Annotated in this window: 17 protein-coding genes; 8 read left to right on the forward strand and 9 right to left on the reverse strand. The window is 73.1% G+C overall.

Going from position 1 to position 18,087, the window contains the following annotated elements:
• Positions 1-2: 2 nt before the first annotated feature.
• From RI138_RS08635 to RI138_RS08655, 5 genes are all read right to left on the reverse strand, one after another.
• On the reverse strand, positions 3-1,094 hold the full coding sequence (locus RI138_RS08635; protein WP_096623223.1) for an RNA polymerase sigma factor: 1,092 nt from the start codon (positions 1,092-1,094) through the stop codon (positions 3-5).
• A 229-nt stretch (positions 1,095-1,323) separates the two neighbouring features.
• Complete coding sequence (gene dnaG, locus RI138_RS08640; protein ID WP_311119437.1) at positions 1,324-3,270, reverse strand: DNA primase; 1,947 nt, start codon at positions 3,268-3,270, stop codon at positions 1,324-1,326.
• A 93-nt stretch (positions 3,271-3,363) separates the two neighbouring features.
• On the reverse strand, positions 3,364-4,623 hold the full coding sequence (locus RI138_RS08645; protein ID WP_311119438.1) for an NAD(P)/FAD-dependent oxidoreductase: 1,260 nt from the start codon (positions 4,621-4,623) through the stop codon (positions 3,364-3,366).
• Between the two features lie 136 nt (positions 4,624-4,759).
• Positions 4,760-6,127, reverse strand: coding sequence for a deoxyguanosinetriphosphate triphosphohydrolase (locus RI138_RS08650; protein ID WP_311119439.1), 1,368 nt, complete (start codon positions 6,125-6,127; stop codon positions 4,760-4,762).
• Positions 6,128-6,180: 53 nt separating this feature from the next.
• Positions 6,181-6,975 carry a sirohydrochlorin chelatase gene (locus tag RI138_RS08655; RefSeq protein WP_311119440.1) on the reverse strand — a complete coding sequence of 265 codons (795 nt, stop codon included), beginning with the start codon at positions 6,973-6,975 and terminating at the stop codon, positions 6,181-6,183.
• Between the two features lie 328 nt (positions 6,976-7,303).
• Here RI138_RS08655 and RI138_RS08660 point away from each other — a divergent pair, with 328 nt between their 5' ends.
• Positions 7,304-7,999, forward strand: a complete 696-nt coding sequence (locus RI138_RS08660) for a SanA/YdcF family protein (RefSeq protein ID WP_311119441.1) — start codon at positions 7,304-7,306, stop codon at positions 7,997-7,999.
• Between the two features lie 70 nt (positions 8,000-8,069).
• Here RI138_RS08660 and RI138_RS08665 read toward each other — a convergent pair whose 3' ends face one another.
• From RI138_RS08665 to RI138_RS08675, 3 genes are all read right to left on the reverse strand, one after another.
• Entirely contained in the window at positions 8,070-8,591 is a 522-nt protein-coding gene (locus tag RI138_RS08665) for a gamma-glutamylcyclotransferase (protein ID WP_398862625.1), read from the reverse strand.
• Positions 8,588-8,929, reverse strand: a complete 342-nt coding sequence (gene cutA, locus RI138_RS08670) for a divalent-cation tolerance protein CutA (RefSeq protein ID WP_096623235.1) — start codon at positions 8,927-8,929, stop codon at positions 8,588-8,590. Before cutA ends, RI138_RS08665 begins: the two co-directional genes overlap by 4 nt.
• A gap of 69 nt (positions 8,930-8,998) precedes the next feature.
• The gene (locus tag RI138_RS08675; protein WP_311119443.1) at positions 8,999-9,610 is read right to left on the reverse strand and encodes an NADPH-dependent FMN reductase; all 612 of its coding nucleotides are present in this window, start codon (positions 9,608-9,610) and stop codon (positions 8,999-9,001) included.
• 81 nt (positions 9,611-9,691) lie between these two features.
• Here RI138_RS08675 and RI138_RS08680 point away from each other — a divergent pair, with 81 nt between their 5' ends.
• The 4 genes from RI138_RS08680 to RI138_RS08695 all read left to right on the forward strand — a co-directional run bounded on the left by RI138_RS08680 (position 9,692) and on the right by RI138_RS08695 (position 12,726).
• Complete coding sequence (locus RI138_RS08680) at positions 9,692-10,495, forward strand: aminotransferase class IV (RefSeq protein ID WP_311119444.1); 804 nt, start codon at positions 9,692-9,694, stop codon at positions 10,493-10,495.
• 62 nt (positions 10,496-10,557) lie between these two features.
• Complete coding sequence (locus tag RI138_RS08685) at positions 10,558-11,019, forward strand: DUF5990 family protein (protein ID WP_311122825.1); 462 nt, start codon at positions 10,558-10,560, stop codon at positions 11,017-11,019.
• A gap of 396 nt (positions 11,020-11,415) precedes the next feature.
• A complete protein-coding gene (locus RI138_RS08690) occupies positions 11,416-11,943 on the forward strand; it encodes a hypothetical protein (protein ID WP_096623241.1) in 528 nt (175 codons plus the stop codon).
• 150 nt (positions 11,944-12,093) lie between these two features.
• A complete protein-coding gene (locus RI138_RS08695; RefSeq protein ID WP_311119445.1) occupies positions 12,094-12,726 on the forward strand; it encodes a class F sortase in 633 nt (210 codons plus the stop codon).
• 14 nt (positions 12,727-12,740) lie between these two features.
• Here the strand turns inward: RI138_RS08695 and RI138_RS08700 are convergent, their stop codons facing one another.
• Positions 12,741-13,532 (reverse strand): TSUP family transporter, encoded by a 792-nt coding sequence (locus RI138_RS08700; protein ID WP_311119446.1) that lies wholly within the window; start codon positions 13,530-13,532, stop codon positions 12,741-12,743.
• A gap of 258 nt (positions 13,533-13,790) precedes the next feature.
• On the opposite strand from RI138_RS08700, the gene nirB reads away from it, so the two are divergent.
• From nirB to RI138_RS08715, 3 genes are all read left to right on the forward strand, one after another.
• Positions 13,791-16,379 carry a nitrite reductase large subunit NirB gene (nirB, locus tag RI138_RS08705; RefSeq protein ID WP_311119447.1) on the forward strand — a complete coding sequence of 863 codons (2,589 nt, stop codon included), beginning with the start codon at positions 13,791-13,793 and terminating at the stop codon, positions 16,377-16,379.
• Positions 16,379-16,756, forward strand: coding sequence for a nitrite reductase small subunit NirD (gene nirD / locus RI138_RS08710; RefSeq protein ID WP_311119448.1), 378 nt, complete (start codon positions 16,379-16,381; stop codon positions 16,754-16,756). Before nirB ends, nirD begins: the two co-directional genes overlap by 1 nt.
• A 153-nt stretch (positions 16,757-16,909) precedes the next feature.
• Positions 16,910-18,076, forward strand: a complete 1,167-nt coding sequence (locus RI138_RS08715; RefSeq protein WP_311119449.1) for an alkaline phosphatase PhoX — start codon at positions 16,910-16,912, stop codon at positions 18,074-18,076.
• Positions 18,077-18,087: the final 11 nt, after the last annotated feature.

Here is an 18,087-nt window from a genome sequence, read left to right on the forward strand (position 1 = left end):
GGTCAGTCGAGATAGCCGCGGAGTTGGTCGGCGAAGGCGTGGTCCCGCAGCCTGCTGAGGGTCTTGGACTCGATCTGGCGGATGCGTTCGCGCGTCACGCCGAAGATCCGGCCGATCTCCTCCAGGGTGCGGGGCCGCCCGTCGTCCAGGCCGTAGCGGAGTTGGACGACCTTGCGTTCGCGTTCGCCGAGGGTCGAGAGGACCGCCTCCAGGTGCTGGCGCAGCAGCAGGAAGGCGGCGGACTCGACGGGGGAGGCGGCGTCGCCGTCCTCGATGAGGTCGCCGAAGGAGACGTCGTCCTCCTCGCCGACGGGGGCATGCAGCGAGACCGGTTCCTGGGCCAGGCGCAGGACTTCGGTGACCCGCTCCGGGGTCAGGTCGAGCTGGGCGGCGACATCCTCGGCGGTCGGCTCGAAGCCGCGTTCCTGGAGCATCCGGCGCTGCACCCGGACGACGCGGTTGATCAGCTCCACGACGTGGACCGGGACGCGTATGGTGCGGGCCTGGTCGGCGAGCGCGCGGGACATCGCCTGGCGGATCCACCAGGTCGCGTACGTGGAGAACTTGTAGCCCCGGGCGTAGTCGAACTTCTCCACCGCCCGGATCAGGCCGAGATTCCCCTCCTGGACCAGGTCGAGCATGGTCAGCCCGCGGCCGACGTAGCGTTTGGCCACGGAGACGACGAGGCGGAGGTTGGCCTCGATGAGGCGGCGTTTGGCCGTGCGGCCCATGACCACGAGGCGGTCCAGGTCCACGGCGAGCCGGGAGTCCAGGTCCGGGGTGGTGGCGAGGCGTTCCTCGGCGAAGAGCCCGGCCTCGACGCGGCGGGCCAGCTCGACCTCCTCGGCGGCGGTGAGCAGCGGAATGCGGCCGATCTCGCGCAGATACTGCCGGAAGAGGTCGGAGGTGGGGCCGCCGGAGTCCGCCCGGCCGCGGGGCTCCGGGGGGTCGGGGAGGTGCGCCGATTCCACCATGACTGCCTCGGGTGCGTCTCCGGGCGGGCGGGCCGCCGTCTCCGGATGGTGCAGGGCCCTGTGCTGCGCCGGGATGGCCGCGATGGGCTCGGTCGTGGTCGTCACGGTCCGGGTCTGCACGGGGGCGACCTCCAGGTGATCGCTGCCGGATGACGGGGTGGGGGCCGACCGGTCCGGGCCTCGGGGTCTCCCCCGCGGACCGCGTGCTCCGGGTGGCTCGGACACCGCCGGGTGTCGGGCACCCTCCAGTGTGGGGTACGACACACGACCGCCACGAGGGGCGTGCGGTGACTTTTTGAGTCCGGTCGGTTACCGGGTGATTACCCGACCGGGCGGACGGTGCGCCGGGTCAGAGCGCGGCGGCGCCGTGGGTACGCAGGGACTGGGCGTACTGCTGGAGCACCCAGACCTCGTTCTGCGCGGCGGCCAGCTCCGGGGGGGCCACGTGGCTGCCGAGGCGGGCGAGGCTGCCCTGCACGTCGTTGATGCGGCGGTCCACGGCGCGCAGCCGGACGTGGACGAGCTGGACGCCCGCGTAGGTCTCGTCGATGGTCCGGCCGTGGAAGATCTCGACGGCCAGCTCGGTGACGAGGTTGCGGACGGTGTCGTCGGGGGCGGCGTCCAGGACGGCGCCCAGGTAGGCCCGGTCGTCGACAAGGCCCTGCTCGGCGCCGCCCGCCTCCTCGATGCACCGGCGCACGGCCGCGTAGGGCGGGGCGGTGAACTCGTCAACGCCGTACGCGTCGAAGGCCGGGGAGACCAGGGCGGGCTTCTGGAGGGCGAGCTTGAGCAGCTCGCGCTCGGTGCGGTGGGCGGGGCTGCGGAGGTTGAGGGCGGGGCCGGAGAAGCCGGCGGGGGCGGCCGGAGCGGTGTGCTGCGGTGACCCGCCGCGTTGGCCCTGGGGTCCGCCGCGTGCGCCCTGGGGGCCGCCTCGGCCGCCTCGGTCCCCGTGGTCGCCGCCCCGGTCGCGGGCCCAGCGGGCGAGCTGGGCGACACGGCGGACGACGAACTCCTGATCGAGGATGCCGACGAACCCGGCGAGCTGGACGGCTACCTCGCGCTGCACGCTGCTGGTCTTGATCTTGGCGACGACGGCGGCGGCCTCGTCGAGCGCGGCCGCGCGGCCCGCCGGGGTCTCCAGGTCGTAGCGGCCGACGATCTGGCGCAGGGCGAACTCGAAGAGCGGGGTGCGCGGCTCGACCAGGTCGCGCACGGCGTCGTCGCCCTTGGCGAGCCGCAGGTCGCAGGGGTCCATGCCGTCCGGGGCGATGGCGATGTAGGTCTCGGCGGCGAACTTCTGGTCGTCCTCGAAGGCTCGCAGGGCGGCCTTCTGGCCCGCCGAGTCGCCGTCGAAGGTGAAGATCACCCGGGCGCTGCCGTTGTCCATGAGGAGGCGGCGCAGGATCTTGATGTGGTCGTTGCCGAAGGCGGTGCCGCAGGTGGCGATGGCGGTGGTGACCCCGGCCAGATGGCAGGCCATGACGTCGGTGTAGCCCTCGACGACGACGGCCCGGCTGGCCTTGGCGATGTCCTTCTTGGCCAGGTCGATGCCGTACAGCACCTGGGACTTCTTGTAGATCGGGGTCTCGGGGGTGTTCAGGTACTTCGGGCCGTTGTCGTCGTCGCGCAGCTTGCGGGCGCCGAAGCCGACGATCTCCCCCGCGGTATCGCTGATCGGCCACATCAGCCGGCCGCGGAAGCGGTCGATGGGGCCGCGGCGGCCGTCCTGGGAGAGCCCGGAGGTGATCAGCTCCTTGTCGCTGAAGCCCTTGCCGCGCAGATAGCGGGTGAGGTGGTCCCAGCCGGCCGGGCTGTAGCCGACGCCGAAGTGGGCGGCGGCGGCCTGGTCGAAGCCGCGCTCGGCGAGGAACTTCCGGCCGATCTCGGCCTCGGGGCCGTCCAGCTGGGCGACGTAGAACTCGGCGGCCGCCTTGTGGGCCTCGATCAGCCTGATGCGTTCGCCACGCTGGTGGGAGGGGTTGTAGCCGCCCTCCTCGTAGCGCAGGGTGATGCCCGCCTTGGCGGCGAGGCGCTCGACCGTCTCCGAGAAGGAGAGATGATCGATCTTCATCACGAAGGCGATCGTGTCGCCGCCCTCCTGGCAGCCGAAGCAGTGGAACAGGCCCTTGCCGGGGCTGACCTGGAAGGAGGGGGACTTCTCGTCGTGGAAGGGGCAGAGGCCTTTGAGGTTTCCGCCGCCCGCGTTGCGCAGCTGGAGGTATTCGGACACGACGGAGTCGATCGGGACCGCGTCCCGTACCGCCTTCACGTCGTCGTCATTGATCCTGCCAGCCACGCGTGAAGTCTACGGGTGGGCTCGGACAGCCGGACGCACGGCGGGCGGGCCGCCCGGGGTGCGGGCTCCGGGCCCGCACCCCGGGCGCCGTCCTCAGAGCAGGGAGCCCAGCGGGATCGACGGGTCGGCGAGGGCCTCCGGGTCGTGCTGCTGGCGGGCCCGGATCAGCTCCTGGATCGTCTCCGTGACATCCCACACGTTGACGTTCATCCCTGCGAGGACGCGGCGGTCCTTCAGCCAGAACGCGATGAACTCCCGCTTCCCGGCGTCGCCACGGATGATCACCTCGTCGTAGGAGCCGGGCGGGGCCCAGCCGGAGTACTCCAGGCCCACGTCGTACTGGTCGGAGAAGAAGTACGGCACCCGGTCGTACGTCACGTCCTGGCCGAGCATGGCGCGGGCGGCGGCCGGTCCGCCGTTCAGGGCGTTCGCCCAGTGCTCGACGCGCAGCCGGGTGCCCAGCAGCGGGTGCGCGGCCGCGGCGACGTCCCCGGCGGCGTAGATGTGCGGGTCGGAGGTGCGCAGCGAGGCGTCCACCGCGATGCCGCCGCCGTGGGCACGCTCGGCCATCTCCAGTCCGGCGGCCTCGGCGAGGGCGGAGCGCGGGGCGGCGCCGATCGCGGCGAGCACGTCGTGGGCGGGGTGCTCCTCGCCGTCGTCGGTGCGGGCCGCGAGGACCATGCCGTCCTGGCCGGTGATCTCGGTGAGGCGGACGCCGAAGTGGAAGCGGACGCCGTGCGCGCTGTGCAGTTCGGTGAAGATCTGGCCCACTTCGGGGCCGACGACCTGGTGCAGCGGGGTGGCTTCCGCCTCGATGACGGTCACCTCGGCCCCGTAGCCCCGGGCGGCGGCGGCGACCTCCAGACCGATCCAGCCCGCTCCGGCGATGACGAGGTGGCCGTTGTCGCGGCCGAGGGCGGCCAGCACGTTGCGCAGCCGGTCGGCGTGGGCGAGGCGGCGCAGATGGTGGACGCCCGCCAGGTCGGTGCCGGGGATGTCGAGGCGGCGCGGTTCGGAGCCGGTGGCCAGCAGCAGCTTGTCGTAGTGGATGACGGTGTTGTCGCCCAGCTGCACCGTCTTCGCGTAGCGGTCGAGCGCGGTGACCGGCTGGCCGAGGTGCAGCTCGATGTCGGCGCCCGCGTACCAGGGGCGCTCGTGGGTGAAGACGCTGTCGCGTTCGGACTTGCCCTCCAGGTAGCCCTTGGAGAGCGGCGGGCGTTCGTAGGGGTGGTCGCGCTCGTCGCCGATGAGGATCACTCTGCCGGTGAATCCTTCGGCACGCAGTGTTTCGGCCGCCTTCGCCCCTGCGAGTCCTGCTCCGACGATGACGAACGTCCGATGTGCGTCGACCACTTGATGCCTCCTCAGTACTGTGCTGCGCTGCGCCCCCGGCTGCGAGCGTCCCGCACGCAGCGTGATGGCGAAAGAGGGTGTGCCCCGGACAGGTCACACCCAGTGGTCAGATGTCCGGCCCCTTCCAGTCTGCCGGTCAGCGGTGGCGTGTGGTGAGCGCGGCGTGCAGGGATCGTGCGGAGGCGTCGGTGAGCGCGGCGATCTGGTCGACGAGGACCCGCTTGCGGGCGTGGTCGTCGGGCGCCTGGTCGAACAGGGCGCGGAAGTGCGGCTCCAGGCCCTCCGGGGCGCGGGCGGTGAGGGCGGCGGCCAGCTCGGCGATGACGATGCGCTGGTCGGCGCGGATGGCTTCCTGTTCGGCGCGCTGCATGACGTACCGGTCGGCGACCGCCTTGAGCACCGCGCACTCGTGGCGGACGGTGCGCGGGACGACCAGCTGCGCGCCGTACCGGCCGAGGCGGCCGGGGCCGTACACCGCGCGGGTGGCGGTCTCGGCCTCGGTGCAGAAACGGCCGATGAGCTGGCTGGTGGCGTCCTTCAGGCGGGCCTGGGCCACGGCGGAGCCGTCGTAGCCATGCGGCCACCACTCCTGGTCGATCAGCCGGTCCAGGGCCTCGGCCAGCTCCTGCGGGTCGGTGTCGGCGGGGACGTACCGGCCGATGGCGACGCCCCAGATCTCCTCGCGCTCCGGCTCCGCTTCGAGGCAGTTGGGGTCGATGTGCCCGGCGTGCAGGCCGTCCTCGAAGTCGTGCACCGAATACGCCACGTCGTCGGACCAGTCCATCACCTGGGCCTCGAAGCAGGTGCGGTCCTCGGGGGCGTCCTCGCGGGCCCAGGCGAAGACCGGGAGGTCGTCCTCGTACACCCCGAACTTCGCCGAGTGCGGGGCGGTGGGGTGCGCGCCGCGCGGCCAGGGGTACTTGGTGGCGGCGTCCAGGGCGGCCCGGGTCAGGTTGAGGCCGACGCTGACCAGCTCGCCGGTGCGCGGGTCGCGGACGAAGCGCTTGGGCTCCAGGCGGGTCAGCAGGCGCAGCGACTGGGCGTTGCCCTCGAAGCCGCCGCAGTCGGACGCGAAGTCGTTCAGGGCCTGTTCGCCGTTGTGGCCGAACGGGGGGTGGCCCATGTCGTGGGCGAGGCAGGCCGTCTCGACGAGGTCCGGGTCGCAGCCGAGGACGGCCCCCAGCTCCCGGCCGACCTGGGCGCACTCCAGGGAGTGGGTGAGGCGGGTGCGGGGGCTGGCGTCCCAGGCGAGGGAGCGGGTGCCGGGCGTGACCACCTGGGTCTTCCCGGCGAGCCTGCGCAGCGCGGCGGAGTGCAGGACCCGGGCCCGGTCGCGCTGGAAGGCGGTGCGGCCGGGGCGTTTGTCCGGCTCGGTGTCGAAGCGCTCGGTGTCGGCGGGGCCGTAGGGGCTCACCGGGCCTCCGCCCTGCGCCCCGCGCACCCCGGATGCCCGGTGCGTGCCGTGTGTCTGATCTGCCCCGTGCGCGCCCTGTGTGCCGTCCATGGTCCCGACAGTAGCGACCGCGACCGACAACGGCGGGTGAGCGGGCCCGCAAGTCAGGCGGAAGCGAGCAACCTCACCGCGTCGGCGGGGGCGGTCGCCGAGACCGCCTGGTCGTAGCGGTGCAGCAGCAGGCGGGCCATCGCGGGGTGGGCGCCGAGGGGAGCGGCGGCGATGCGGGGTGCGGCGTCCGTGGCGGCGGCGCTCGCGAAGCGGCCGGGGGCGGTGAAGTACGAGGCGACGGCGGTCCGGTGGCGGCCCCGGGCGGCCAGCGCGCGCAGCGCTGCGGGAACGGTGGGGGCGGCGGAGGCGTACGCCGGGACGACCGGGACCCCGAGGCGTTCGGCGAGCATCCGGGCGGTGCGACGGGTGTCCTGGGCGGAGTCGGGGTCGCGGGACCCGGCGGCGGCGAGGACCACGGCGGCACCCCGGCCGCCCCGGTCCGCGGGGTCCCAGCCCGCCTCGACGAGCCGTCCGTACAGCGCCTCCACCAGCAGCGGGTGCGGCCCGAGGGGGGCGGCGATCCGGGTGCGTACGGCGGGGGCGGCGGCGGTCGCCGCGGGCAGGTCGTGCTTGACGTGGTGGCCGCGCCCCAGGAGCAGCGGTACGAGGACGGCGTCGGCCCCGCGCAGGCCGTTCAGGGTGTCCGGGAGCAGGGGCTCGTTGAGCTCGATGTGGCCGAGGGTGACGTCGAGGCCGGGGCGCAGCTCGCGGACCCGGTCCAGGAGGGCCAGCACGGTGCCCAGGGCCGCCGGGTCGCGGCTGCCGTGCGCGACGGCGACCAGGGTGGGGGCGGTCGAACCGCCGTGCTCGCCCGGGGCGGGGCGGTGGGGCTGCCGGGTGCGGTGCATGGGCCTGCGGGTTCCGTTCCGGGAGACGAGGCTGAGCTGGGTGCCGAGCTGGGCGGTGATACGGGTGAGGAGTTGCGCCGTGCTGTCGAGGACAGGCCCGGGGGCGGGGAGGACTGGCGAGGCAGTTGCTTGGCCGGCTCCGTCATGGACCGATGGTGCCGGGCGGAGGTTGCGGGGCCGTTGCGCGAGGGTCACAGGGGTTTTCCGCCGCCTCACGGATGCGGCGGGAGTGGTGTGCGGTGTCGGACGCCACAGCTGGGGTGCCGGGCGAACCTTTGCGGCCCTCCGGTCGTCAGGTCAGGTGGGGACACGACGAACGGACGGACGAATGATCAGGGGGGCGCTTGTGCGCGCGAAGGCACGGAAGAGGCTCGGCCGACGGGGTCGGCGTCGGCTCGTACAGGGGCTGATGGTCGCCTGCGTGCTCGCGCTCGTGCCCGCCACCTGGATGCGCCTCGGCGCCGGTGACCGGGTGGGGACGACGGCCGACGCCCCGGAGCGGGAGGTCGCCGTGGTGTTCGGCGCCGGGCTGTGGAAGGGCCGCCCGACCCCGTATCTCGCCCACCGCCTGGACGCCGCGGCCGAGCTGTACCGGACGGGGAAGGTGAAGGTCGTCCTGGTCACCGGGGACAACAGCCGAGTGGAGTACGACGAGCCGGACGCGATGCGCACGTATCTCACCGAGCGCGGGGTGCCCGACGGGCGGATCGTGAGCGACTACGCCGGGTTCGACAGCTGGGACTCCTGTGTCCGGGCCCGGAAGATCTTCGGGGTGGACCGGGCGGTGCTGGTGACCCAGGGCTTCCACATCCACCGGGCGGTCACGCTGTGCCGTTCCGCCGGGATCGACGCGTACGGGGTCGCGGTCGACGAGCCACGGGACGCGACCTGGTATTACGGCGGGGCCCGGGAGCTGGCCGCCTCCGGCAAGGCGGCCCTGGACGCCCTGTTCCGGCCCGACCCGCGGTTCCTGGGGCCCGAGGAACCGGGCGTGGCGGAGGCGCTGGCCGCCGGGGGCCGTTGACGGCGGAAGCCGGGACGCGATGACGGCGGGCGGCGGTGCGCCCCGTCCGCCGCCCGGGTGACGTGCGCTGTCAGGGGGTGTCCGGGCCGCCCGGGGCTCGTCCGGTGATCCACCGCCCCTCGGGGATGAGGACGCCGCCGGTCCGCAGCGAGCGGGTGACGGCGGCCGCGGCGAGGTAGACCCAGGCCTGCACGGACTCCCCGGTCCCGCCGGTCGGCCCGCCCGCACCGCCCGCCGCCGGGTCGGGCGCCGACTCGACCTCGCGGACGACCCGTTCGTACAGGTTGCGCGGGTGGCCCGGGCCGAGGAACTCCTCCAGGTGGTCCAGGAGCCCGAGCAGCTCCCCGTACACCCCGGGCGCGGCGACGAGCAGCGTGCCGTGGACACGGCCGTGGCCGTCGATCGCGTACGGGTAGCCGGGCCCGTCGTAGAGCAGCGCCCGGGGCAGCACGGCCGGGCGCTCCCCCGTCGTACGGCCGCGGAGGAACAGGTCGTGGTTGGGTTCGCCGGGGAGCAGCGTCCCGTACACGAAGAAGGGCCGTTCGACGGCGGGCGGGGAGTCGGGGGCGGTCGCGCTCATGGCCGCCGTCACAGGGCGGCTTCGGGGGCCGTCTCCGCCGTCACCCAGCCGAGGTAACGGGCGCTGCCGCGGATCACCGGCAGGGCGATGATCTCCGGCGTGTCGTAGTCGTGCTCCCGCTCGATGAGCGCTTCCAGTTCGTCGTAGCGCTCGGCGGTCGTCTTGAGGAACACCTGCCACTCCTCGGTCGACTCGATGGCGTGCTGCCACCGGTAGACCGAGGTGACGGGGGCGGAGATCTGCGCACAGGCCGCCAGCCGGGCCTCCACCGCGGACCGGGCCAGCTGACGGGCCTTGTCCTCGCTGTCGGTCGTGGTCAGTACGGTCAGCCATGCCGGCGGCGCTGTCATCGTCGGTCTCCTCGGAGTACGGCGGGCCCCTGCCCCGGGGCCCTGACCCGATTGTCGGTCCCCTGCGGTTCAGCCGCCGTACGGACGGAGATTCCGGGCGTCCCGCAGCGCGGTTCCCCACCACACCAGCTGGTCCAGCATCGTCTTGGCCGCCGCGTCGGCGTCGGCCGGGTCCCGGTGGCGTCCCTCGTCGTCGAAGAGGGCGCCCGCGTTGTGGAAGGAGACGGTGTCGCGGACGGTGACGGTGTGCTGTTCGGCGAAGACCTGGCGGAGCTGCTCGACGGCCCGCAGGCCCCCCGAGACGCCTCCGTACGAGACGAAGGCGACGGGCTTGGCCTGCCACTCCTCGCGGTGCCAGTCGATCAGGTTCTTCAGCGGGGCGGGGAAGGAGTGGTTGTACTCGGGGGTGATCACGACGAAGGCGTCGGCCGCCGCCAGCCGGGTGGAGACCGCTTCGAGCCGGGAGGCTTCCTCGGGGCCGGGGCTGAAGGAGAGGGCGGTGGGGAGGTCGGCCTCCGCGACGTCCACGAGGTCGGTCCCGATGCCCGGGTGACGGGCCGCGCGGCCCAGGAACCAGTCGGCGATCACGGGTCCGAAGCGGCCCGTGCGGTTGCTGCCGAGGATGACGGCCACATTGAGGGGGGTCGGAGCGGATACGGGAGATACCGGTGTGGTGTTCATGAGGTCGAGCTTTCAGCCTCAACCACGGTTCAGGTCAAGCCCTCCGGTCGAACCCTGGCCGGAACGTTTTACCGTGGCCGGATGAGGACGCAACGATTCGCCGTCCGTGCCGAGTTCGACGGGCACCCGGCCACCGAGGACGATCTGCTGATTCCCGCACTCCACGGTTTCGGCCACTTCACCGCCCTACAGGTGCGGGACGGCGGAGTGCGGGGGCTCGGTCTGCATCTCGCCCGGCTGGACGCCGCGAACCGGGAGCTGTTCGGTCAGCCCCTGGACGGCGGCCGGGTGCGGGAGCTGATCCGGCACGCCCTGGACGGGGCGGGGGTGCGGGACGCCTCGGTGCGGGTGAACGGATACCTGTCGCCCGGGGGCGGCCGTACGCGGGTGATGGTGACCGTTGACGAGCCCGCGCGGCCGTCGACCGGGGCACGGAGCCTGAGGTCGGTGCCGTACGCGCGCACCGCCCCGCACATCAAGCGGCCCGGCGACTTCGGGCAGGCGTACCACGGGCTGCTGGCCGGGCGGGCGGGCTTCGACGAGGCGCTGCTGACGCTGCCCGGCGGGGTGGTGGCCGAGGGCGCGACCACCAGCATCGGCTTCTGGGACGGGGCCTCGGTGGTGTGGCCCGACGCCCCGGCGCTCACCGGCACCACGATGACGCTGCTGGATCAGGGGTTAGAGCGGGCCGGGCGGCCGTCGGTGCGCCGCCCGGTGACGCTGGAGGGCCCGGACGGCGTGGGCCGCTACCGGGCGGCCTTCGTCTGCAACGCTCGGGGCATCGCGCCGGTGGGGCGGATCGACGACCGGCGGTTCGCGGTCGACGAGGAGCTGCTGAAGCAGCTGGACCGGGCGTACGGGAGTGCCCCGCGGGACGCCCTGTGACGCCCGCGCTCCCGGGGTCGGGGCTGGTGTCCTGGGCGGTGCCGGACCATGGGGGCATGCAGATGCAGATCCATATCGAGGCGTCGGACCTTCCCGGCCGCGCCTGCGGCCCGGAAACCGACTTCCCCGGTTTCGCGAACATCCACGTCGGCGTCCAGCGCAAGGACCGGCCCGGCGAGCTGCTCGGCCTGCACCCGGGGGACGCCCCGTCGGCCGCGTGGACGCTCGACTGCACGGCCACCCCGACGGCCGACGGGATCGAGGTGTCGGGACCGTACGTGCAGAACCGGCTGGGCGGGCGGTTCGTCTATCTGTCCTGGGGCACGGTGGACGACGCCGGGGTCTTCACCATGTTCCGGCGCGCCAAGCTGATGTTCGGCGACATCGGTCCGGACGTCCTCGAAGCCGCCGCGCGCACCGGGCATCTCACCGGGCGACTCGGACTCACCGACGCCAAGGGGCAGCCGCTGTGCGCCCGGGTGCGCCCGCCGCAGATCACCTGGAGCGCCACGGACGGGACGTGACCACACCGGTGGTCGGCCGGAGGCGGATCCGGCCCCGCCCCCCACCGGACCCCGGGGGCAGAGGGTCCGGTGGGTGCGGGTGCCGTGGGGGGCGGGAATGAGTCCCATGGGGGGTTACTTGCGTGTGCCCGGACCCCGCGAGGCCATACATGTGAGCTGCGTCACACCCTGCCCGTCCAGTCGCCCACCCGGTCACCCGATCGGCACCCGGGCGGCCGGCGCGGACCGAACGGCCCAGTCGCACCCCCATGACCTGCGGTGATCCATTCCGGCAAGGGTGCCGCGCCGGTCCGTACGAGTGAAAGCTGATTCGACGTCAGAAGGCGCGGGCGGCCCGGCCCCCGTTGTCTCGGGGACAGGACACACCTGCTCGCGCCGTCTGCCCGGAGGATCCCCATGCGCAGTCCTGCCCGCCTTGTGACCGGCACCGTCGGTGCCGCGTTCACCGTCATCGCGCTCGGTCTCACCACCGCCGCCCCGTCCGCGTACGCAGGCGACGTCGGCCGGCTGGAGATCACCCCGTCGACCGCAACCCCGGGGGCCACCGTCACCGTGAACACCACCCTCTGCGGCCCGAAGGGGGGTGACGGCGACGCCAGCGACCTGAACGCCGAGGACTTCAGGGTGCGTCCCGGCACCCACAAGGAGGACTCGGTCGGCCAGTTCACCGTGCCGCACGACACCAGGCCCGGCACCTACGAGGTCTTCGTCTTCTGCCACAACGGCAAGGACGCGGCAGGCAGCCTCAAGGTGATCGGCGGCGGCAGGCACGAGAAGCCGTCCGGCCATGTGCGGACCGGGGTGGGCGGCAGCGTCGAGCCGGACTCCACACAGGTCGCACTCGGCGTCGGCGTGATCGGCCTGGCGGCCGTCGGGGGCCTGTGGCTGCTGCGTCGCCGCTCCGAGGGCACCGAAGGAAGCTGAACCACCGCTTCCCCACCGACCGGGCGGGGCACGTCCCCGAGCGCGCTCCGCCCGCCCTCCTAGCGCCGCCCTCGTCACGCAGAACGACGAAGAACGACGAAGAACGACGAAGAAGACGAAGGACCACCCGGGCAGACGAAGGACGACGACGTGTCCCAGAGCGCACAGAAGGCCAAGGGGTGGCTGGTGGGCATCGCCGTGCTGTGCGGCATCTGGCTCGTCCAGAACGGCTCCGGCGCCCAGCTGATCCCGCCGCAGCCCTCCAGCGCCCAGGCCTTCGCCGCCGGGCCCGAGCTCCAGCCCGGCTCCCCCGTCGCCGCGCCGCTGCCTTCCTCCGAGCCGGTCCGCATCCGCATCCCGAGCATCGAGGTGGACGCGCCGATGACGCGGCTGGGGCTGGCCGCCGACGGCAGCCTCGACGTGCCGTCGGACGAGGACCGCAACCTCGCGGGCTGGTACGGGGGCGGGGTGCCGCCCGGCGCGCAGGGCACCGCGATCGTGGCCGGGCACGTGGACAACGCCGAAGGCCCGTCCGTCTTCTACGCCCTGGGCGCCCTGACCAAGGGGGCCCGGGTCGAGGTGGTCCGCAGGGACGGGCGCGTCGCCGTCTTCTCGATCGACGCCATCGAGGTCTACGACAACGACGACTTCCCCGACCGGCGCGTCTACGGCGACTCGCCGCACGCCGCGCTGCGGCTGATCACCTGCGGCGGCGGCTTCTCCAAGGAGACCGGCTACCAGGGCAACGTGGTGGCGTACGCGCACCTGACCGACGTGCGCTGAACGCGACCCGCCCCCTACGCGTTCCACTGGTCGAAGCCGAGCTTGGCGACCAGCGAGAACACCACGGTCAGCAGCACCGCGCGAACGAAGCCGCTCCCCCGGCTCAACGCCATCCGGGCCCCGACCATCCCGCCCGCGAGGTTGAAGACGGCCATCACGGCCGCCAGCTGCCACAGCACCGTGCCCTGGTACGCGAACATCGCCAGCGCCCCGCCGTTGGTGCACACGTTGACGATCTTCGCGGTGGCCGACGCGGTCACCAGATCCAGGTGGAGCACGGCGGTCAGCGCCAGCACCAGGAAGGTGCCGGTGCCCGGCCCGAACAGGCCGTCGTAGAAGCCGATCCCGCCGCCGGCCAGCACGATCGCGGTGACGATCCGGGCTCGGCCGGCCGGCCGTCCGGTGCCGTCGCCCGCCGCGGCCGTGCCGAACGAGGGGCGCAGCATGACGAACGCCGCGACCCCGAGCAGCACCACCATGATCACCGGGCGGAGCGCCTCGCTGCTGATCCCGGCGGCGAAGAACGCCCCGGTCATCGACCCGGCGAGCGCCATCAACCCGACCCGTACCGCGAGCCCGACCCGTACCGGGGCCTTGCGTACGAACGTCACGGCCGCGCCCGTGGTCCCGACGATCGCGACGGCCTTGTTGGTCCCGAGGACGTGGGCCGCCGGTACGTTCGGCAGGCCGAGCAGGAGCGCGGGCAGGAGCAGCAGTCCGCCCCCGCCCACCACGGCGTCGACCCAGCCCGCCGCGGCCGCGGCCAGGCAGAGGAGAACGAGGACGGTCAGCGATATCTCGGGCACGGCCCGACACTAAGGGGTGTCTCGGACGGTCTTCGAGAAGACCCCCGCACACCCGGCCGGCCCGCCGAAGGCCCTCACACATCCCGGTCGGCCCTCCGAAGGCCTCCCACGCCCCCGGCCGGCACTCCGAAGGCCCCTCACACACCCCCGGCGGCGACGCTGAGCGCAAGGTTCCGCCCGGGAAACCGGAGGGATGCGGCCGGGTAACACCTGCCGCCCAGGCTCATGGCATGAGGACAACCGACGGAGGCCACTGAGATGCCGGAGCCCACCACCCCGAACTCCCCGGCGCACACCGCCGTACCGACGATCGTGGTCGTCGGGCACGGCATGGTCGGCCAGCGGTTCCTGGAGGCCCTGGCCGGGCGCGGACTGACCCCGGCGGCCGGCGGGGCCCGGGTCGTCGTGCTCTGCGAGGAGCCCCGGCCCGCCTACGACCGGGTACAGCTGACCTCGTACTTCACCGGGCGCAGCCCCGAGGACCTCTCCCTGGTGGAGCCGGGGTTCATGGAGCGGCACGGCTTCGAGCTGCGCGTGGGCGACCCGGCACAGAGCGTCGACCGGGCGGGGCGGACGGTGACCGCGCGGTCCGGGGCGGTGTTCCCGTACGACACGCTGGTGCTGGCGACGGGCTCGTACCCGTTCGTGCCGCCGGTGCCGGGGAAGGACGCCCGGGGCTGCTTCGTGTACCGGACCATCGAGGACCTGCTCGCGATCGAGGAGTACGCGAAGGGGGCGGCCACCGGTGCGGTGGTCGGCGGCGGACTGCTCGGCCTGGAGGCGGCGGGGGCGCTGAAGGGGCTCGGGCTGCGCACCCACGTGGTGGAGTTCGCGCCCCGGCTGATGCCGGTCCAGGTGGACGAGGGCGGGGGCGCGGCGCTGCTGCGGACGATCGAGGAGATGGGGCTGACCGTCCACACGGGGGTCGGTACTCAGGAGGTCCTCGCGGACGCGGACGGGGCGGTGAGCGGGATGGCGCTGTCGGACGGGTCCTCGCTCGCCACCGACCTGGTGGTCTTCTCGGCGGGCGTACGGCCCCGGGACCAGCTGGCCCGCGACTGCGGTCTGGCGGTCGGCGAGCGCGGCGGGATCGTCGTGGACGAGCAGTGCCGGACGTCGGACCCGGCGGTGCTCGCGATCGGTGAGTGCGCGCTCGCCGCCGACGGCCGGGTGTACGGGCTGGTGGCGCCCGGCTACGAGATGGCCGAGGCGGCGGCCGAGGCGCTGGTGGGCGGGCGGTCCGCGTTCACCGGGGCGGACCTGTCCACGAAGCTGAAGCTGCTCGGTGTGGACGTGGCCTCGTTCGGGGACGCGCACGGGGCGGCCGACGGCTCGCTGGACGTGGTGTACTCCGACGCCCGCTCGGGGGTGTACAAGAAGCTGGTGATCGCGCCGGACGGCACCCTGCTGGGCGGGGTGCTGGTCGGGGACGCGGACCAGTACGGCACCCTGCGGCCCATGACGGGCGCGGTGCTGCCGGTCGCCCCCGAGCAGCTGGTGCTGCCCGCCGGGGCGGGCGGTCCGGTGGCGCTCGGCCCGTCCGCGCTGCCGGACGAGGCGGTGATCTGCTCCTGCCACAACGTCACCAAGGGCGCGGTCTGCGAACACACCACGCTGCCCGAGGTGAAGAAGTGCACCAAGGCCGGTACGGGCTGCGGCGGCTGCCTCAAGGTGATCGGCCAGCTGCTGCCGCCACCCGAGGACGCGGGGCTGTGCGGCTGCTTCCCGTACAGCCGCAGCGAGCTGTACGAGATCGTCCGCACCCTGCGGGTCACCTCCTTCGACGAGCTGCTCGACTCGCACGGCCGCCAGGAGGCACGGGGCGGGGACGGCTGCGAGGTCTGCAAGCCGACGGTCGGCTCGGTCATCGCCTCGCTGGCCCCGGCGGTCGGCGCGAGCGGCTATGTGCTGGACGGCGAGCAGGCCGCGCTCCAGGACACCAACGACCACTTCCTCGCCAACCTCCAGCGCAACGGGTCGTACTCGATCGTGCCGCGCATCCCGGGCGGTGAGATCACCCCGGAGAAGCTCATCGTGATCGGCGAGGTGGCCCGTGACTTCGGCCTCTACACGAAGATCACCGGTGGCCAGCGCATCGACCTCTTCGGCGCCCGGGTCGACCAGCTCCCGCTGATCTGGACCCGGCTGGTGGACGCGGGCTTCGAGTCCGGCCACGCGTACGGGAAGTCCCTGCGCACGGTCAAGTCCTGCGTGGGGCAGACCTGGTGCCGCTACGGCGTCCAGGACTCGGTGAAGATGGCGATCGACCTGGAGCTGCGCTACCGGGGCCTGCGCTCCCCGCACAAGCTGAAGTCGGCGGTCTCCGGCTGCACCCGCGAGTGCGCGGAGGCCCGGGGCAAGGACTTCGGGATCATCGCCACCGCCCAGGGCTGGAACCTGTACGTCGGCGGCAACGGCGGGGCCACCCCGCGCCACGCCGACCTGCTGGCCCAGGACCTCTCGGACGCCGAACTGGTGCGGCTGATCGACCGGTTCCTGATGTTCTACATCCGTACGGCGGACCGGCTGGAGCGCACCTCGGCCTGGCTGGAGCGGATCGACGGCGGCCTGGAGCACGTCCGGGACGTGGTCGTCCACGACTCGCTGGGGATCTGCGAGGAGCTGGAGCGGCTGATGGCCGGGCATGTGGCGGGCTACCGCGACGAGTGGGCCGAGACCATCAACGACCCGGAGCGGCTGCGCCGCTTCGTCACCTTCGTCAACGCGCCCGAGGCCCCCGACCCCTCGGTGAGGTTCGTTCCGGAACGCGATCAGATCAAGCCGGATCTGGAGCTGCTGGCCGGTCCGGTGCTCGCCGTCCGCACCCTCGAAGGGACCGCATCCTGATGACCACGGAAACGATCACCACGAAGACGACGGCCTCGGAGGCGACGGCCTCGGGAACGGTCCGGCTGTCCTGCGCGGACGCGTGGCTGCCGGTCTGCGACCGGTCGCTGCTCACCCCCGGGCGGGGCGTCGCGGTGCTGCTGCCGGACGGCGACCAGGCGGCCCTGTTCATGGACCGCTCCGGGCAGGTGTACGCGATCGGCAACCGGGACCCGTTCACCGGGGCGTACGTCCTGGCGCGCGGGCTGCTCGGCTCGGTCGGCGGGCGGCCGTTCGTGGCCTCGCCCCTGCTCAAGCAGCGCTTCGACCTGGCCACGGGGGCCTGTCTGGACGACGAGGGGGCGGCGGTGCCGGTGTTCGCGGTGCGGACCGACTGAGGGTGCGGGGCGGGTGTGTACCGCTTCGCACCCGCCCCTCCCCGGACGTTCATCTGCCATTGACGGGCCGTCAACTCCGTACTCCTACAGTCGCGATGCGCGACCCGCCGGTCCGTCCGGAGCGGGGGGCCCTCAGTCATGCGTGGAGTGATCGTGGAACGTCGGACCTTCTTGCGCACCGCGGTGATCGGCAGCTCGGCGGCGGCCTTCGGCGGCACGCTGTGGCGAGGGGCCGCCTTCGCCGACCCGGCCCAGCCGGCCCCCGGCCCGTACGGCGCGCTCCAGTCGGCCAACGGCAACGGCATCCGGCTGCCGAGCGGCTTCACCAGCCGCATCGTGGCCCGTTCCGGGCAGACCGTGCCCGGCACCTCCTACCGCTGGCACAGCGCCCCCGACGGCGGGGCGGTGTACGCCGACGGCTCGGGCTGGATCTACGTCTCCAACGCCGAGGTGTCATCGTGGAGAGGCGGCGGGGCGAGCGCGGTGCGTTTCGACTCCTCGGGGACGGTGACCTCCGCCTACCGCATCCTGTCCGGGACGAACAACAACTGCGCGGGCGGCGCGACCCCGTGGAACACCTGGCTGTCCTGCGAGGAGGTCACCCGCGGATACGTCTACGAGACCGACCCGTGGGGGGTGAACGCGGCGGTGCGGCGGCCCGCGCTGGGCCGTTTCAAGCACGAGGCGGCCGCATCGGACCCGGACCACGGTTACGTCTACCTCACCGAGGACGAGTCGGACGGCCGCTTCTACCGCTTCCGGCCCACGACCTGGGGCGACCTGTCGAGCGGAACCCTTCAGGTGCTGGTGGCGGGCTCGGGCACCTCGACCCCGGTGACCTGGGCGGACGTGCCGGACCCGGCCGCCTCCTCCACCCAGACCCGGCACCAGGTGCCGGGGGCGAAGGTCTTCAAAGGCGGGGAGGGCTGCTTCTACGCGGCGGGCACCTGCTGGTTCACCACCAAGGGCGACAACCGGGTGTGGGCGTACGACGCGGACAACTCGTCGATCACGCTCGTCTACGACGACTCGCTGGTGACGGGCGGCTCGGCCCCGCTGACCGGGGTCGACAACGTCACCCGGTCCGACTCCGGCGACCTCTACGTGGCGGAGGACGGCGGCAACATGGAGATCTGCCTGATCACTCCGGACGACACGGTGGCGCCGTTCCTGCGGATCACCGGCCAGTCCGGTTCGGAGATCACCGGGCCCGCGTTCTCGCCGGACGGCAGCCGGCTCTACTTCTCCTCGCAGCGCGGCACGAGCGGAAGCTCGTCGGGCGGCATCACCTACGAGGTGACGGGCCCGTTCCGGGGCTGACCGCACCACCC

The organism is Streptomyces durocortorensis, assembly GCF_031760065.1.
Lineage (GTDB): Bacteria > Actinomycetota > Actinomycetes > Streptomycetales > Streptomycetaceae > Streptomyces.

What these genes read in the sequence shown, in the direction of transcription:
- RI138_RS08680 (WP_311119444.1), top strand. Translation starts at nt 9,692, where the DNA reads ATGAGGACGCAACGATTCGCCGTCCGTGCCGAGTTCGACGGGCACCCG.
- nirB (WP_311119447.1), top strand. Translation starts at nt 13,791, where the DNA reads ATGCCGGAGCCCACCACCCCGAACTCCCCGGCGCACACCGCCGTACCG.
- cutA (WP_096623235.1), bottom strand. Translation starts at nt 8,929, where the DNA reads ATGACAGCGCCGCCGGCATGGCTGACCGTACTGACCACGACCGACAGC.
- RI138_RS08660 (WP_311119441.1), top strand. Translation starts at nt 7,304, where the DNA reads ATGATCAGGGGGGCGCTTGTGCGCGCGAAGGCACGGAAGAGGCTCGGC.
- nirD (WP_311119448.1), top strand. Translation starts at nt 16,379, where the DNA reads ATGACCACGGAAACGATCACCACGAAGACGACGGCCTCGGAGGCGACG.
- RI138_RS08690 (WP_096623241.1), top strand. Translation starts at nt 11,416, where the DNA reads ATGCGCAGTCCTGCCCGCCTTGTGACCGGCACCGTCGGTGCCGCGTTC.
- RI138_RS08655 (WP_311119440.1), bottom strand. Translation starts at nt 6,975, where the DNA reads ATGCACCGCACCCGGCAGCCCCACCGCCCCGCCCCGGGCGAGCACGGC.
- RI138_RS08650 (WP_311119439.1), bottom strand. Translation starts at nt 6,127, where the DNA reads ATGGACGGCACACAGGGCGCGCACGGGGCAGATCAGACACACGGCACG.
- RI138_RS08675 (WP_311119443.1), bottom strand. Translation starts at nt 9,610, where the DNA reads ATGAACACCACACCGGTATCTCCCGTATCCGCTCCGACCCCCCTCAAT.
- RI138_RS08685 (WP_311122825.1), top strand. Translation starts at nt 10,558, where the DNA reads ATGCAGATCCATATCGAGGCGTCGGACCTTCCCGGCCGCGCCTGCGGC.